Origin of the sequence: Pseudomonas sp. S36, from assembly GCF_016647875.1 — a bacterium.
Taxonomy (GTDB): Bacteria; Pseudomonadota; Gammaproteobacteria; order Pseudomonadales; family Pseudomonadaceae; genus Aquipseudomonas; species Aquipseudomonas parafulva.
In genome coordinates this window covers 39,090-55,414 of sequence record NZ_JACVVG010000006.1, presented here as the reverse complement: position 1 = coordinate 55,414, position 16,325 = coordinate 39,090, and the positions used below count along the sequence as shown (strand labels likewise).

The 16,325-nt window shown below is 62.6% G+C and carries 14 protein-coding genes; 4 read left to right on the top strand and 10 right to left on the bottom strand.

Going from position 1 to position 16,325, the window contains the following annotated elements; all coding sequences use genetic code 11:
* Positions 1-65: 65 nt before the first annotated feature.
* Positions 66-2,132, bottom strand: a complete 2,067-nt coding sequence (treS, locus tag IAE36_RS04960; protein ID WP_201210722.1) for a maltose alpha-D-glucosyltransferase — start codon at positions 2,130-2,132, stop codon at positions 66-68.
* An 84-nt stretch (positions 2,133-2,216) separates the two neighbouring features.
* A complete protein-coding gene (locus tag IAE36_RS04955) occupies positions 2,217-3,134 on the bottom strand; it encodes a LysR family transcriptional regulator (RefSeq protein ID WP_201210714.1) in 918 nt (305 codons plus the stop codon).
* Between the two features lie 122 nt (positions 3,135-3,256).
* On the opposite strand from IAE36_RS04955, the gene IAE36_RS04950 reads away from it, so the two are divergent.
* The 3 genes from IAE36_RS04950 (at position 3,257) to IAE36_RS04940 (ending at position 5,961) form a co-directional block, all read left to right on the top strand.
* A complete protein-coding gene (locus tag IAE36_RS04950; protein ID WP_201210712.1) occupies positions 3,257-4,015 on the top strand; it encodes a 5-oxoprolinase subunit PxpA in 759 nt (252 codons plus the stop codon).
* A 90-nt stretch (positions 4,016-4,105) separates the two neighbouring features.
* Positions 4,106-4,993 carry a 5-oxoprolinase subunit B family protein gene (locus IAE36_RS04945; RefSeq protein ID WP_201210704.1) on the top strand — a complete coding sequence of 296 codons (888 nt, stop codon included), beginning with the start codon at positions 4,106-4,108 and terminating at the stop codon, positions 4,991-4,993.
* Positions 4,990-5,961: a biotin-dependent carboxyltransferase family protein gene (locus tag IAE36_RS04940; RefSeq protein WP_028634180.1), complete on the top strand. Its 972-nt coding sequence runs from the start codon at positions 4,990-4,992 to the stop codon at positions 5,959-5,961. The genes IAE36_RS04945 and IAE36_RS04940 overlap by 4 nt, the downstream gene beginning before the upstream one ends.
* A 285-nt stretch (positions 5,962-6,246) precedes the next feature.
* Here the strand turns inward: IAE36_RS04940 and IAE36_RS04935 are convergent, their stop codons facing one another.
* From IAE36_RS04935 to nspC, 5 genes are all read right to left on the bottom strand, one after another.
* Positions 6,247-7,119, bottom strand: a complete 873-nt coding sequence (locus IAE36_RS04935; protein WP_201210702.1) for a TIGR03915 family putative DNA repair protein — start codon at positions 7,117-7,119, stop codon at positions 6,247-6,249.
* A complete protein-coding gene (locus tag IAE36_RS04930; RefSeq protein WP_201210700.1) occupies positions 7,110-8,330 on the bottom strand; it encodes a putative DNA modification/repair radical SAM protein in 1,221 nt (406 codons plus the stop codon). The genes IAE36_RS04935 and IAE36_RS04930 overlap by 10 nt, the downstream gene beginning before the upstream one ends.
* A gap of 118 nt (positions 8,331-8,448) precedes the next feature.
* Positions 8,449-9,786: a UDP-glucose dehydrogenase family protein gene (locus IAE36_RS04925; RefSeq protein WP_201210699.1), complete on the bottom strand. Its 1,338-nt coding sequence runs from the start codon at positions 9,784-9,786 to the stop codon at positions 8,449-8,451.
* Between the two features lie 142 nt (positions 9,787-9,928).
* Positions 9,929-11,173, bottom strand: a complete 1,245-nt coding sequence (locus tag IAE36_RS04920; RefSeq protein ID WP_060483341.1) for a saccharopine dehydrogenase family protein — start codon at positions 11,171-11,173, stop codon at positions 9,929-9,931.
* A 33-nt stretch (positions 11,174-11,206) separates the two neighbouring features.
* Complete coding sequence (nspC, locus tag IAE36_RS04915) at positions 11,207-12,304, bottom strand: carboxynorspermidine decarboxylase (RefSeq protein WP_201210697.1); 1,098 nt, start codon at positions 12,302-12,304, stop codon at positions 11,207-11,209.
* 193 nt (positions 12,305-12,497) lie between these two features.
* Between nspC and IAE36_RS04910 the strand changes: the two genes are divergently transcribed.
* Positions 12,498-12,707 (top strand): DUF2945 domain-containing protein, encoded by a 210-nt coding sequence (locus IAE36_RS04910; protein WP_201210695.1) that lies wholly within the window; start codon positions 12,498-12,500, stop codon positions 12,705-12,707.
* Between the two features lie 55 nt (positions 12,708-12,762).
* Here IAE36_RS04910 and IAE36_RS04905 read toward each other — a convergent pair whose 3' ends face one another.
* The 3 genes from IAE36_RS04905 to IAE36_RS04895 form a co-directional block, all read right to left on the bottom strand.
* Positions 12,763-13,686 (bottom strand): pyridoxal-phosphate dependent enzyme, encoded by a 924-nt coding sequence (locus IAE36_RS04905; protein WP_201210693.1) that lies wholly within the window; start codon positions 13,684-13,686, stop codon positions 12,763-12,765.
* Positions 13,683-14,357: a helix-turn-helix transcriptional regulator gene (locus IAE36_RS04900; RefSeq protein WP_201210691.1), complete on the bottom strand. Its 675-nt coding sequence runs from the start codon at positions 14,355-14,357 to the stop codon at positions 13,683-13,685. The genes IAE36_RS04905 and IAE36_RS04900 overlap by 4 nt, the downstream gene beginning before the upstream one ends.
* An 86-nt stretch (positions 14,358-14,443) precedes the next feature.
* Positions 14,444-16,147 carry an amidase gene (locus IAE36_RS04895; protein WP_201210689.1) on the bottom strand — a complete coding sequence of 568 codons (1,704 nt, stop codon included), beginning with the start codon at positions 16,145-16,147 and terminating at the stop codon, positions 14,444-14,446.
* Between the last annotated feature and the right edge of the window lie 178 nt (positions 16,148-16,325).

Below are 16,325 nucleotides of genomic sequence, written 5' to 3'. Positions count from 1 at the left end.
CTGGGCACGGTTGGGAACCCCCGCACGCTATGCCTGTAGCGTCGTAAAAGCAAGTTGCCCGGGGTTCAGACGTGCCCGGTGCTGTTGACGATACGCAGGCACAGCGCCTCGTACGGGTCCAGGTTCACCATCAGGCGGCCGTCTTCGGTGAGGTCGCCCTCGACGGTCTCATTGATCATGTCCACCACGGGCCCCGGTGTGAAACCGGCCAGCTGAAGTTCTTCGGCGATTACCTGCTGGCTGAAGTTCAAGGCGCTTATCTGGATACCCCGGCCGGCGGGCAGCTCGTGCACCATGACCAGCAGCCCGGGCGTGGTGACGTCGGGTACCAGCACCTGGCGGCTGGTGGCGATGCCATAGGCCTGGCGCACCGCCAGCAGTTTCTTGACCTTGCTGGCGAAGGAGTCGTCGCGTGCAAGTTGCTCATCCAGGCTGCCATACAGGGCACGGGCACGCGGCATGCCCCGCACCGACGCCTGGGCCTCCGGGTCAAGCCCCGCCAGGTCGTAGGCGCCCCTGTGGATCCAGCGCGTGTCCCCATCGGTCATGCGTTCAGCAACAGCTTCTGCCGGCAGTGGCAGGGCACCCACCAGGTCCCAGCCGGAAATCGCCACCACGCCTGGCTGCATGGCGTTGTACATCACCAGCAGCAGGTGCACTTTCTGCACCCACTCCAGCTGATCGGCACTCAGGTCTTCAAGGTCGCGAATGCCCAGAGCCGCCGTGATCAGGCTGGCGGTGGTGCAGGAAATGCCGTTGGTGACAAAGCGCAGGTTGTAGGGCGCATGTTCGCCAGACAGCCGTTCGTAGATTTCTTCGCGTATGTGTTCGCGCAGGATGCTGCCAGGCAACGTCTGGCCTTTGTACAGGTACATGTCGTGAGCATGCAGCGTCCAGAAATGCACCAGCTCTACCGTGAGTTCGTCGTGGTTCTGCAGGGCGTGTATCAGCGAGGCCGGGTCGATGCCGAAGCTGTGCATTTCCTTGAGCATCAGGCGCAGGAACTCGGTGTCGCCGGTTAGCAGGGCGTGCTGGTAGGCGGGCCGTGTGATGAAGTCGTAGGACAGGTCGGCCCCGCCGCTGGACATCTGCGCGATGTCGTCGAGGGTCAGGTTGAGTTCCTGGAAGCTGAAGCCGCCCGCCTTGCGGATCATGCCGCCGATCAGCTGGTTGCCGACGATCGACAAGGGGTGGCTTTCTGACCAGGCGGTGCCGGTGGCGCGGGTTTCAACGCCGAGAAAACCATTGGCATCCAGGCGCAAACCCCGTGCGCCCAGGCAATCCAGTGCGTGCAAGGCATCGCCGATGATCATCTGCTGGGCGGTGAAGGTTGGGTCCAGCCAGTTCAGCGAGGGCTGGCCGTCCTTGAAATAATGCAGGTATACCCAGCGGCGGGTCTTGCCGTCGACACCGGTAATGGGTGGGGTAGCACTCCAGTCGGTTTCCTTGACGCCGGGTTCGAAGAAGATCACCCGCTGCAGTTGCCCGACGATGTAGTGACGGGCCTTGAGCTCGTCGCATTGCGCTGGCAGCAGGTTGACCGAGTCGCGCCCTGTGGGTACTTCCGGCAGCAGGTCCCAGTCTTCCTCGCGCACCTCGACCATATGGTAGAGACCGGGGTAGGGCGCCAGGCCCAGCTCGGCCAGGCGGAAGTCCGCACCCTTGCCGGTGTGCGAGGGGATCAGGTCGTCGATGGTCACCGCATTGTGGGCGGCGGCCATGCGGCTCATCTGCACCACTTCCTGCTCGCTGCCATACAGCGGGTCGATATCAAAGCTGATGCGGTCGAAGTTGCCGTCGATGCTCGGCGTGACTTCGTGGCCGGTAATGCCCCCCGAGCGCTTGATGGGGCCGGTATGCACACCTTGTATGCCGATTTCTGACAGGCGCTTCCACAGCGCCTCGTGGGCCAGTGCGCCCAGTACCGAACAACCTTCAGGCGCGATAATCGCGTCCGGGTACACGGTCAGCCACACCGAGGCGATCTCGGTAGCGCGGCGGGGCTGCGCTTCGGCATAGGGTTGCTGCCAAAGCCGCGACTGCCCGGAATACAGGCTGGCACGTTCCTGGGAAGCCTTGAGCATGGAACGCTCTTCAAGCCATTTGACGTATGACGGGTCGGGTTGGGTCATGTCGCGTCCTCTTTGCGTGTCGGCACCGGCTCAGGTTATGACGGCGACGCACGCGGAACGTTCGGCCTGTATGCGCGTTTGCCCTCAGCGCCGCGTTGCCAACTGCTGTGGCGCCAGGAAGGCATCGCGGAAGTAATTACGCACAGCCTGCATGGCCGGGCTGAAGGCGCGCTCGCGGTGCCAGGCCAGGCCCACGCTCATGGGTGGCACCGGGTTGCTGATGGTCAACGTCTCGATGCGCTTGCCTTCCAGTGACCAAGGGCGGTGCACCAGGTCCGACAAAATCGCCACGCCGCTGCCATTGGCAACCATGCTGCGCACGGCCTCTACCGAGCTGGTCCGCACCCGTACGTTGGGCCGCTGGCCGGCTTGCTTCCAGTAACGCATGGCACTGTGCTCGGCTTCATCGACCGTCAGCAGGATGAAGGGTTCGCCTGCCACGTCTTCCAAGCTCACCGCCGAGCGCTCGCACAAGGGGTGTTGCCCGGGCAACCATAGCCGGCGCTCGGAGTTGAACAGGGTTTCAGAGACGATGTCCGGGTGGGTGAGGTTGGCCGTGAGTACGACGGCCATGTCGAAGCGGCCATCGAGCAGGCCGTGCTCGATGGCGCTGCGCTCCTGTTCGTAGAGTTCCAGGGTGACGTCGGGGTGCCAGTGCTCAAGGCGCTGCAAGTGATGGGGCAAAAAGTAGCCGATGACGGTGTAGCTGGCCGCCAGGCGTAGCAAGCCGCTGGCGCGCCCATCCGGCAGCGGGCTGTTCAATGCATCGTCTACGCTGCGCAGAATCCCGTAGGCACGGTTGAGAAAGTGCCGCCCGGCCTCGGTCAGGCTCATGCCCTGGACAGAGCGCTGAAACAGCAGGGTACCCAGTAGCGCCTCCAGTTCCTTGATGGCGGTGGTGATGGCGGACTGCGAGATATTCAGGTGGATGGCAGCCTGAGAGATCTGGCCGATTTCGGCGGTGGCCACAAAATAGCGAACCTGACGCAAGGTAAGGGACAAGCCTACAGCTCCACGGGTATCTGATTTTCCGAAGATACCCCCTCTGTTTATAGATCTTCCCAAGGGGGTGGTAGGAATCTACCGTGGCAGGCATGCAGTCACAAGTGCCGGGAGGCAGGCTTATGCAGGTGGTGGACTTCAATTCCGACATGGGTGAAGGGTTCGGGCCCTGGACTATCGGCGACGGCGTGGACAACGAACTGATGACGCACATCAGCTCGGCCAATATCGCGACCGGCTTCCATGCCGGAGACCCAGGCACCATGCGCCGCACTGTTGCCCGGGCCAAGGCGCTTGGGGTGGCGGTTGGGGCGCACCCGGGGTTTCGCGACCTGGTTGGCTTTGGGCGCCGCCATATCAACGCCACGGCTCAGGAACTGGTGGACGACATCCTTTACCAGCTAGGGGCTCTGCGTGAAATCGCCCGCGCCCAGGGCGTAAGCCTGCAGCACGTCAAGCCCCATGGGGCGCTGTACATGCACCTGGCACGGGACGAAGAAGCCGCGCGGTTACTGGTGCAGAACCTGCAGGCGGTCGAGCCAACCCTGCTGCTGTACTGCATGCCGGGCTCGGCAATCTGCCGTGTCGCTCAACAGCTCGGCCAGCCTGTGATTCGCGAGTTCTATGCCGACCGCGAGTACGATGCGAGCGGCTCGATCGTGTTCACACGCAATGTTCGCGCATTGCAACCTGCAGCCGTGGCCGAGCGCGTGGTGCGGGCCTGCCAGCAGGGTATTGTGCGAACTGTTGAAGGCCAGGACCTGGCAATCGCATTCGATTCCATCTGCCTGCACAGCGACACGCCTGGGGCGTTGGACCTGGTTGAAGCTACCCGTGAAGCGTTGAGGGTCGCAGGCATCGAAGTGCGTGCGCCACGCTAGAAAACACGGCCAGCCAGCGCACACAAGCCGGAGCCTGCCACAGTTGCTTTTGCCTGCCTTTCTACAAAGACTCCAAAAAAAGGAACAGTCATGGCCGAATCGCTCACTTCAACCCCCGTCCGTTACAGCTTCGGCGCTGACGAGCACCTGTTCGCCGAAGTGAGCGACAGCATGTCGCTCGAGGCCTTTTTCAAAGGCATGGCCATCACCCGTGCGGTGGAGCGCCTTGCCCTAGACGGTGTGCTGGACATCTGCCTGGCCAACGCCTCGTTCCAGATCCGCTTCGACCCGGACCGCATCGCGCCGCAGGCCCTGCTGCACGCCGTGCAGGGTGCCGAGGCCCAGGCGATTGCCGAACGCTCGCTGCACACCCGCATCATCGAAATTCCGGTGCTGTACAACGACCCGTGGACCCACGAAACCCTGATGCGCTTTCGCGACCGCCATCAAGACCCAGACAGCACTGACCTCGAATACGCTGCCCGGATCAATGGCCTGCAGGGGGTGGATGCGTTTATAGAGGCCCACAGCGGTGCGCCCTGGTTCGTGTCCATGGTCGGCTTTGTGGCGGGCCTGCCGTTCATGTTCCAGATGGTGGAGCGCGAGCGGCAATTACAGGTGCCGAAGTACCTGCGCCCGCGCACCGACACCCCCAGGCTTACCCTGGGCCACGGTGGCTGCTTCGGTTGCATCTATTCGGTACGTGGGGCAGGGGGTTATCAGATGTTCGGCGTCACGCCCGCGCCCATCTATGACCCTCAGCAAGCGCTTGGCTATTTGAAGGAGCACATGGTGTTTTTCCGCCCCGGTGACATCGTGCAGTTCAAACCCATGGACCGTGCCGCGTACGACCAGGCGGTGGCGGAGGTGGAGCAAGGGATTTTCGATCTGCGCATCCGCCCGGTGGCGTTTTCCCTGGATGCCTTCCTGGCAGACCCCGCGGGGTACCCCAAGTCGCTGCAGGAGGCACTGGCATGATCAAGGTTCTCAAACCCGGCCTGGCCAGCTCTGTGCAAGACCTGGGGCGCGAGGGGTTCTATCACCTGGGCATTCCGCCGTCGGGTGCGCTGGACCAGTACGCCTTGCGGGCCGCCAATCACCTGGTGGGCAACCCGGCTGGCGCCGCCTGCATCGAATGCGCGTTGGTGGGGCCTGAACTTGAGTTTGTACAGGATGCTTTGGTGGCAGTGTGTGGTGCGCAGATGGCCGTGCTGGTCGACGGCCGTGAGCAGCGCCCCGATACCTCGTTCGCCGTGCGTGCCGGGCAGGTGCTGCGGTTTGGCTTCCCGACGGCGGGCGCCCGGGCGTACCTGGCAGTGGCCGGTGGCATCGATGTACCTGAAGTGCTGGGCAGCCGCTCCACTTACGCGTTGGGTGGCCTGGGCGGTTTTCAGGGGCGCAAGCTGATGGCCGGGGACGGCCTTGCGGTGGGCGTACCCAGCGGCAAGGGCCGCGTCAATGCCAGCCTGCCCATGGCTCTGCGCCAGGCGTTGGGGGGCGAGGTGGTGCTGCGGGTGGTGCCGGGGCTCTACTACCACCGGTTGACCGAGGCAGCGGCCCGCCGGTTTTTCACGGACGCCTGGACGGTAGGCTCCGAGGCTGACCGTATTGGCTACCGCTACAAAGGGGGCGGCGCTTTGGGCTTCGAGCCGCGGGAGCAGCCCTTCGGCGCAGGGTCTGACCCGTCCAACATCGTCGACAGCTGTTACCCCATCGGTTCGATCCAGGTGCCGGCAGGGCTGGAGCCCATCATTCTGCACCGCGATGCGGTGTCTGGCGGGGGCTATGCCATGATCGGCACGGTGATCAGTGCTGACCTGGACCTGGTGGGGCAGATGCAACCCAACCAACAGGCACGGTTTCTGGCTGTGACCATGGACCAGGCACTGGAGGCGCGCCGCGTGTACAAGAAGCGTATTGGCTGCCTGGAGCGGTTGTTCGGTTGAGGCTGGCGGGCCGCGCTGCACTGCATTGCCAGCAAGCCGGCTTTATTTGTTGAGTTAGCAGTGGGGCAACCTGTGGGAGCAACTGTCTTCCACAACAATCTACAAGTTAGCGCAATCACTGTGGGAGCGGGCTTGCCCGCGAACACCGGCAAAGCCGGTGCCACACACCGCGTTGTCTGCTTCGCGGGTAAACCCGCTTCCACACGGATTGCGTCGTCTTCAAGATTTCATGGAAAACATTTGCTCGCCCAGGGAGGTCGCAGCCACCGGCGAAGCCGGTGCCAGTCACTGAGCCGGAGGCTTAGCGGCCAATACCCCACGCTTCATGGCGCTGATCGTTTTCCCGCCCTGGGCCGCCACTTCCTGAGCCTGCCCATCCCGCTGTTTACCTTGCCGCGCCAGGCCTTCAAGCTGGGGAATGAGCATGCCCTCCGGCAGATGCCGCCAGAACCGGCCTGGCATGTGCAAGCGCAGGGCATCCGGGTTGAGCCTGGCTGGGTTGAACGTATGGCGATAATACGTACGCCACAGTTCGGCGCCTGGGTCATCAGCATTGCGCGCCCACTGCTGCCATAGCGCAGGGCACTGCCTTTGATAATCGAACGCCTGCCCATCGAACCGAATGCCGTCCCGGGGTGTTGCGATCAACCAGCGCAAGCGCCCCAGCCGGTCTGCAAAATGCCCACTGGCGCTTTGCAGAATATCGTGTGCCGGCTCATGGAAGGCCACCAGGTCCAGTTGCAAAGGGCCCACCAATGATTCTGGCAGGGGTACGAAGCGCAGAAACGCATGCAGATGGTGCGCCTCGCGGCTCACCTGCTTGATGCGCCGGTGCAGTTCACTGCCCAGTCGATCACCCGCCAACATGGCGGTGCGGTCGCCGTGGGCCACGCGCCACAGCACCTCGTACAGAAAATTCCAGCGCTGTTCCCCGTGATAACGGGAGGCCTGCTCCAGCTGGCCAAGCAAGGCAGCGGGGATGGATGCGCGGAACGGCCCCTGAACTTCAGGTAGCGCCACTGCCTCTGCCAACAGATCAGCCACCGGGCCTTGGGACCAGGTGACCTGCGAAGGATCGACGCCGTGGCTCAACAGCATACGCGCCTGCGAACGCCAGGTGCTGAACAGGTTGTCGCAATCCAGCGCTATCACCCCCACAGCCCCATCTGCACGGGTGCTTGAGGTTCACGAAGGCGGGCGCGCAATAGCCCGCTGCGCAAGTCGGCCTGGGCTGGGCGGTAATCGCTGGTGACGATGAAGGGCCTGGCCTTGTCCAGCACACAGCGCAGCTGAATGAGGTCGTCGTAACGAATGCGCCGCTCTCGCCGCAGCGCTACCAAGCGTTGTACGCTGCGCAGGCCTATCCCCGGGATGCGTGCCAGCAGGGCGGGTTCGGCACGGTTCACGTCCAACGGGAATACCTCCCGGTTGGCCAGGGCCCAAGCCAGCTTGGGGTCGATATCGAGGGCCAGGTTCCCGGCCTGGCCCAGCAGCTCCCCAGCCTTGTAACCATAACCGCGCAACAGGAAGTCGGCTTGGTACAGCCGATGCTCACGCAGCAATGGCGGCGCCGCCAGCGGTACGCTGCCCGGGCTGTCGGGGATAGGGCTGAAGGCGGAATAATACACACGCTTGAGCCCATAGCCTTGGTACAGCGATTCGGCATTGCGCAGCAAGGTGCTGTCATCGGTGCTGTCTGCTCCCACGATAACCTGGGTGCTTTGACCGGCGGGCGTAAAGCGTGGCGCTTTCGGCTCGTTCGCCACCGCCTGCTGCCCTTGGTGGATCACCCCCATGGCCTGGCGAATGGTGTGCGCATGCTTTTCTGGCGCCAGGCGCTGGAGGCTTTCGTCCGTTGGCAGTTCGATATTCACACTTAGGCGGTCCGCCAGGCGGCCGGCTTCTTCAATCAGCAGCGGGTCGGCGTCGGGGATGGTCTTGAGGTGGATATAGCCGCGAAAGCTGTGTTCTTCGCGCAGCAGCCGCGCAACCCGTATCAGCTGTTCCATGGTGTAGTCTGCGGAGCGAATGATGCCGGAACTCAGGAACAAGCCGCTGATGCAGTTGCGCCGGTAAAAATCCAGCGTCAGGCGTACCACTTCCTCGGGGCTGAAGCGTGCGCGGGGCACGTTGCTGGAGCGGCGGTTCACGCAGTATTGGCAGTCGTACAGGCAAAAATTGGTCAGCAATATTTTCAGCAGCGATACGCAGCGGCCGTCGGGCGTGTAGCTGTGGCAGATGCCCATGCCATTGGTTGCGCCAAGGCCGTCACCACCCCGCGAATTTCGCTTGGGCGCACCGCTGCTGGCGCAGGACGCATCGTATTTGGCGGCATCGGCAAGAATGCCGAGTTTGGCAATGAGTTGCATGGCGCTGACCCTTTATACTGACTATTCATACAGTATTTAGGGCTGGGGCGGATTGCAAGCGTCCTGACAGCCGCCTGTAAGAAATCCGACAAAATTGGTCAGAAACGGACGCTTTTCATCAAGAGCCGAATGCAGACACCCGTTCTCCACGCCCAATGCCGTAATACGTCAAGCCGGCGCTGGCCATGTGTTCGGGTTCGTACAGGTTGCGACCATCGAATACCACACGATCGGCCAGTTGCCCGGGTACTGTTTCAAGGTTGAGGACCCGATAGTCCTGCCACTCGGTGACGATCACCAACGCATCAGCGCCTGCTAACGCATGCTCCTTGCTGGCTGCCAAGGTGAGGTGGGGTTGAGCGCCGTACAACCGGTGGATATCATCCATGGCCTGCGGGTCGTGTGCTTGTACACGGGCCCCTGCGGCCCACAGTGCCTCCAGCAGCACGCGGCTAGGTGCTTCGCGGATGTCATTGGTATTGGGTTTGAACGCCAGCCCCCATACCGCAAACACCTTGCCGCCAATACCTGCTGGATAATGCTGTTGGATCTTGGCAAAGAGCAGGCCTTTCTGCCGTTCATTCACCTGCTCAACAGCTTGCAGGATCTGCGGTTGCAAGCCTGCCTGCTCTGCACTGTGGCGCAGGGCCTGCAGGTCTTTAGGGAAACACGAACCGCCAAACCCGCAGCCCGCATAGATGAAGTCGTAGCCGATACGCGAGTCGGAGCCTATGCCCCGGCGCACCATCTCGATGTCGGCACCCAGGTGCTCGGCCAGGCTGGCCATTTCGTTCATGAAAGAAATTTTCGTGGCCAGCATGCAGTTCGCCGCGTATTTGCTCATTTCGGCACTGCGTGCGTCCATCACCATCAGTTTTTCCCGGTTGCGGCTGAACGGCAGGTAGAGCTCGCGCAGCAGGGCAAGCGCGTTTGGCCCTGCACCGCCGATGATGATGCGCTCTGGGCGCATGCAGTCGTCTACCGCAGAGCCTTCCTTCAGGAACTCGGGGTTGCTGATCACCTGAAAGCGGCCGGCATCGCTCACGGCTTGCCCAATGCGCGCTTTGATGAGGTCTACCGTTCCGACCGGTACGGTGGATTTGTTGACGATCACCTTAGGCCCGACGGCGTGCTCGACGATGTTATCGACAACGCTGATTACCTGGGCCAAATCTGCGCTGCCGTCGGCCAGGGCAGGGGTGCCGACCGCAATGAACAGAACAGCAGCGTGGTGGGTGGCTTGGCCAGCATCGGCAGTAAACTGCAAGCGCCCGCATGCCAGGTTGTGCTGGAGCATGGCCGGCAGGCCTGGCTCGAACAGTGGGCAACTACCCTGGCCGAGGGCTTGAACCCGGTCCGTATCCACATCCATGCACATTACCGTATGCCCAACCTGAGCAAGGCACACGGCCTGGGTAAGGCCAACGTATCCGGTACCGAACACCGACACTTTCATCTGACAGCCCCAAGGCGAGAACACCGTCAGAACATGGCACAGCGTTGTTTACTTAATATGACCTAGGTGAGGCGGGTGCGAAGGGGCGCACTGATGGCGGCCAAAAGAAAGGGGCGCCTTATTGGCGCCCCCTGGGTGTTGCTCAGGCTTCAGCGTCCCATGGACGGTCGCCTTTTTCATCCTTGACGCGGGTTGGCAGGCCCATCACGTCCAGCGCCTTGAGGAACGGCTCTGCTGGTAGCTCTTCGACGTTGACCATGCGCTTGGCATCCCACTCCCCACGGGCCACCAACAAGGCAGCTGCCACCGGCGGTACGCCTGCGGTGTAGGAAATGCCTTGGCTGTCGGTTTCGGCGTAGGCTTCTTCGTGGTCGGCCACGTTGTAGATGAAGACTTCCCGCGGCTGGCCATCCTTGGTGCCTTTGACCAGGTCACCGATGCAGGTCTTGCCGGTGTAGCCCGGGGCAAGCGAGGCCGGGTCTGGCAGCACGGCCTTGACCACCTTGAGCGGCACCACTTCGAGCCCTTCGGCGGTTTTGACGGGTTGCTCGCTGAGCAGGCCAAGGTTTTTCAGCACCGTGAACACATTGATGTAGTGCTCGCCGAAGCTCATCCAGAAACGCACGTTTGGCACGTCGAGGTTCTTCGAGATCGAGTGCACTTCGTCATGACCGGTCAGGTACAGGTTCTGCGACCCTACCACCGGCAGGTCGTCAGTGCGCTTGACTTCAAACATGGTGTTGCTGGTCCACTGGCTGTTCTGCCAGCTCCACACTTGCCCGGTGAACTCGCGGAAGTTGATTTCCGGGTCGAAGTTGGTGGCGAAGTACTTGCCATGCGAACCGGCATTGACGTCGAGAATGTCGATCGAGTCGATGCGGTCGAAGTATTGCTGCTGCGCCAGCTTGGCGTAGCTGTTCACCACACCCGGGTCGAAACCGACGCCGAGAATGGCAGTAATGTTCTTGGCCTGGCACTCTTCGAGGTGTTTCCACTCGTAGTTGCCGTACCACGGCGGGGTCTCGCAGATCTTGCCCGGCTCTTCGTGGATGGCGGTGTCCAGATAGGCCACACCCGTATCGATACAGGCACGCAGCACCGACATGTTGAGGAAGGCGGAGCCTACGTTGATCACGATCTGCGACTCGGTCTCGCGGATCAGGGCCTTGGTGGCCTCGACATCGAGGGCATTGAGCGAGAAGGCCTGGATGTCGGCGGGTACCTTGAGGCTACCCTTGGCCTTGACGCTGTCGATGATGGCCTGGCATTTGGAGATGTTCCGTGACGCGATGGCAATACGACCCAGTTCGTCGTTATGCTGCGCGCACTTGTGGGCCACCACCTTGGCGACACCTCCTGCACCAATGATAAGAACGTTCTTCTTCAATTTACCTGTTGCTCCTTACTCGCTGTGCCCGTCTTACGACAGGCTGGAAACGTAATCTTCAAAACCGAACTCGCGTACGACCTCGACGCTGCCGTCGAGTTGTTTGACCGCGATGGATGGCATTTTCAGGCCGTTGAACCAGTTCTTCTTGACCATGGTGTAGCCCGCCGCGTCGACAAACGACAGGCGGTCGCCGATGGCCAATGGGCGGTCGAACTGGTACTCGCCAAAGATATCGCCGGCCAGGCATGACTTGCCGCAAACCATGTAGGTGTGCTCGCCGTCGTTGGGCGCCATCTTGGCATTGAGGCGGTAGATCAGCAGGTCGAGCATGTGTGCTTCGATCGAGCTGTCGACCACGGCGAGGTGCTTGCCGTTGTACAAGGTGTCGAGCACAGTCACTTCCAGCGAGGCGCTCTGGGTGATCGCGGCTTCACCCGGCTCCAGGTAGACCTGTACGCCGTAGGTTTCCGAGAACGCCTTCAGGCGTGCGCAAAACGCGTCCAGTGCATAGCCTTCACCGGTGAAGTGCACGCCGCCGCCCAGGCTCACCCACTGCACTTTGTGCAACAGGTGGCCGAAGCGTTGTTCGATGTGCGACAGCATCTTGTCGAACAGGCTGAAGTCGCCGTTCTCGCAGTTGTTGTGGAACATGAAGCCCGAGACCTGCTCGATCACCTGCTCGATCTTCGCCGGGTCCCATTCGCCCAGGCGGCTGAACGGGCGAGCCGGGTCGGCCAGCGCGTAGTCGGAACTGCTGACCTGCGGGTTCACGCGAAGCCCGCGCACCTTGCCTTCGGACTGAGCAGCAAAACGCTGCAGCTGGCCGATGGAGTTGAAGATGATCTTGTCGCAGTTCTCCAGCATTTCCTCTACTTCGTCGTCCGCCCACGCCACGCTGTAGGCGTGTGTTTCGCCGGCGAACTTCTGGTGCCCGAGCTTGAGCTCGTAAAGCGACGAAGAGGTGGTGCCGTCCATGTACTGTTGCATCAGGTCGAACACCGACCAGGTCGCAAAGCACTTGAGGGCGAGCAGCGCCTTGGCACCGGAGTGTTCGCGCACGTAGGCGATCTTCTCCATGTTGCCGAGCAGCTTGATTTTGTCGATGAGGTAGTACGGCGTTTTGATCATTTAGAGGCCCCCGGCCAGGCCGGCCAAAAAAAGGACACGCATTGTGCCTTCACTTGCTGCAGACCGAAAGGGTGCAATCGCATTTCGTCCGGGTATGACCAGTGCGAAGGAATTTTTTGGCTGACAGCGGGCTCAGTAAAACAACTGGATATGACGATCTCAATCGTGCCAAGCCTGCAGTCAGGAGAATCCGATGAGTCACACATACAAGGCAGGTGACAAGGTGCAGTGGAATTCAGAAGCCGGCACCATCCACGGTACTGTGGTGAAGGTGCATACCCAGGATGTGGAGTTCTGCGGGCGCCAGCGCCATTGTTCCAAGGACGAGCCGCAATACGAGGTCAAGAGTGACAAGACCGGGCACCTGGCCATGCACAAGGAACAGGCGCTGAAAAAGGGATGAAACACAGGTTACTGCGTTGCTGCTCAGTTGCCCGTGCTTGCCACGGGCTTTTTTATCACTGAGGCCGGGTTGCAGCAGCCCAGGCCTGTATCTGCGCCAGCGTGGCTGTGGCGCCGCCGCACACCACTATCAGTACAGTGCGATACGCGGCCAGCGCCTGGGCGCTGTAGGCGAGCGCCAGGGCGGCACCGCAGGCCGGCTCCACCAGCAGGCGATGGTCGTGCAAGAACTGCTGGCAAGCTTGCACGGCTTGGTTGTCGCTGACCAACTGGCTGACAACGGGATGCTGCCGGGTGCAGGTCAACGCCTGATCGGCCACCCGCTTCGCGCCCAGGCTCGTGGCGATAGAGGTGAGCTGCTGCAACTCCACGGGGTGGCCGGCGTGCATAGCGGCATGCAGCGACGCGGCACCTTCGGTTTCTACCGCCACTACCGGCACATCCACCCACCCATTGCGCTGCAGCCCCTCGACCACCCCGCTCAACAGCCCGCCGCCGCCCACCGAAAGCACCACGGCATCAGGTTTCAAGCCGGTTTGCGCCACCTCATCCACCAGGCTGGCATGGCCGGCCCACAGCAAGGGGTCATCGAACGGGTGAATGAAAGCCGCATCGGCGCCTACCAACGTTTGCGCCAGGGCATTGGCCTCGTGCCAGGCGCTGCCGTGGACGATCACCTCGGCGTCTTCCTGGCGCAGCAGTTCTTTCGCCCGCTCGGTGGTGGTCTCTGGCACCACCACGGTCACCGGCACGCCCAGCTTGCGCCCCGCATAAGCCACCGCCAGGCCTGCATTGCCCCCCGACGATGACACGAAGCGACGGGCCCCCCGGGCGTGGTGCACTTCGCAGGCATGGCCCACGCCGCGCAGCTTGAACGAGCCGCTGGGTTGCAGGGCGTCGAGTTTCAGCCACACATTGCTGCCGCAGGCCTGGGACAACGGGCGCGATTCGATCAAAGGGGTGGGGATGTGCAAGGTCACTGGCTGGCTCCGCGCAGTTGTTCGAGGTAGTTGTAGATGGTGTAGCGGGTCACACCCAGGGCGGCGGCGGCTTTTTCCACGCCGCCTTTGACGATGAACAGCCCGCGCTCCTGCATCACCCGCACGGCGTCGATCTTGGCTTGTTTGGTCATGCGGCCTTGGCCGCTGCGCTGCAGTGCGGCCTGCATTATGTCGGCCATCAGCACCTCGATGTCCGCGGCCTCCTGAGTGACGGGCACCGCGCCCAGTGGCTGGAACTGCTGCAGAAACGCCATGGCGGCGTCCAGACCGGTGACGTCGGTGTTGATGCACAGGCTGGCAAATGCCTTGCCATTGCTGTCACGAAAAATGGCTGTCGCGCTTCGCAGGCTTCGACCCTTCAGTTGCGTGGGGTAATCCGGCAGCACGATGGGCTCACTGCCGCGCTGGTCGGCCGTGGCCTGCATCAGCGCCTTGAAACCTTGGTCCTGCTCGGGGGCTGCCAGGATAGGGCTGCCGATGCGACGGCCAGACAAGTGCCCGTTGACGATTGCAATGACGGATCGCTCCGGTTGCTCGAGGTCATGCAGGAGAATTTCCATGTTCCGCGCAGCGACGCTCCCCATGGCCTGTAAGGCGGCCTTGAGCACGGTCAGGGTGATGCGGCGTTCGTCGTCAGGTTCGATGGGCATTGGTTTCACGCAGCTCAACAATATGTGCATATTTACACAAAATGTTGACCTGCGCGATGGCCGTTTGGGTAACGGTTGCCAGAGGCTCAGCCAAGTGGGGGCGTGCGAGGCGGAATCATGCGGCGGAGCCCGGTAGCTTCGAACGCAGCGCCGTAGGTTAACAGCGCATTGTCGCTGTAGGCGCGCCCGGCGAAGGTCAGGCCCACGGGCATACCTATATCAGCCATCACGCCCATTGGCACCGTCACGGTGGGGACGCCCAAATGACGGATGGCCAGGTTGCCATTGGCGACCCAGACACCGTTGCTCCAGGCGATGTCCGCTGACGCCAGGTTAACGTCGGCATCGGCCGGGCCCACGTCTGCCACGGTTGGGAACAGCACCGCATCCAGGCCAAGGCTGTCCATCCAGTCTTCAAGGTCCAGCTTGCGGGTTTTCTCCAGGCCACGCAGGCCGTCCGGCAGGGTGTCGATCTGGTCCCAGGTTTTGAGGCCGCGCTTGGCCATGAGTACGTATTGGTCCATGCCAGCCGCCAGGTCATCCTCACGGTTGGGCAGGGTGCCCGGGTCGTGCGGGAAGATCTGCGGGCCATCTACGTCGGCCAGGCGATTCAGTGCGGGGTCGTCGTTGGCGCGCAGGAAGTCATCGAACGCCCACCCCGACAGCTCCCACAGTTCGTCGTGCAAGAATGCTTGGCTGACGATACCCCGGTTGTATACGGTGGGTGCCCCTGGCCGGTCGCCCTCGCAATTGGACACCAGAGGGAAATCCACCTCGACCACCTCGGCACCCGCAGCCTCCAGTGCCTTGCGGGCCTGCTGCCACAGCGCGATGACGCTGGCGCGGGTGTGGATGCGTTGGCCGGTCGGGCCGCCAATGCCGGGCTTCTCCGAGGTGCCAGCCTGTTCATCGGCATTGATGTACATGCGCGGTACACCAAAGCGCTTGCCCTTGAGTGCATCGGCCTTGGCAGCCAGCGCCGGGTACGAGGCTGGGCGCACCTCGGAGGGGGCCGGAATGGGCACCCAAGGTTGTAGGCGCCACAGGTCGCCACGAGGGTCGGCGTCGTCGGCCACCACTACGTCAAGGATTTCCAGCAAGTCGGCCATGGTCCGTGCGTAAGGCACCACCACATCCATGGTCGGGGTGAGCGGCCAGTTGCCCCGCACCGAGATGACGCCTCGGGACGGGGTATAGGCGCACAGCCCGTTGTTGGACGCAGGCCCTCGGCCGCTGGACCAGGTTTCTTCGGCCAGCCCGAAGGCGCTGAAACTGGCTGCAGTAGCAGTACCGGCACCGTTCGACGAGCCCGATGCAAACGGGGCGGTGAGGTAGTCGGCATTGTACGGGCTCTCGGCTCGGCCGTAGACGCCGCGCTGCATGCCGCCGTTGGCCATGGGCGGCATGTTGGTCTTGCCCAGGCAAATGGCGCCGGCAGCGCGCAGGCGCTCGATGGTAAAGGCGTCGCGCTGTGCGACCAGGTGCTTGAAGGCCGGGCTGCCGGACGCCGCCGTCAGGCCTTTTACCAAATAGCTGTCTTTGGCGGTGTACGGGATGCCGTCGAGCGGGCCAAGCAGCTTGCCCTGCGCACGCCGGGCGTCCGAGGCCTCGGCCTCCGCCAGGGCCTGCGGGTTGCGCACTACCACGGCGTTGAGGGCAGTGGCGGTGTCTGCGCCATCGTATGCCTCGATACGCGCCAGGTAGGCCTTGACCAATTCGACTGCTGTCGTGCGGCCCGCTTCGAGCGCCTCGCGCAGTGCGGCAATGGAAACCTCGGTTACCTCGATCATGCGTTCACCAAAAATGCGGGTTGGGGCTAGTGCGGGGAGTGTACAAGAAGGGGTTCGCGGGCGCAGGCTTGCGCAGGGGCAAATGGGTGCGTGCAGAGGGGCATTGTTGTTGGAGGGGGCGCCACACTGCACGTTCTCAACGTGCATCTTCAGATGGGCAGCATCCCTCCGGTTGCTG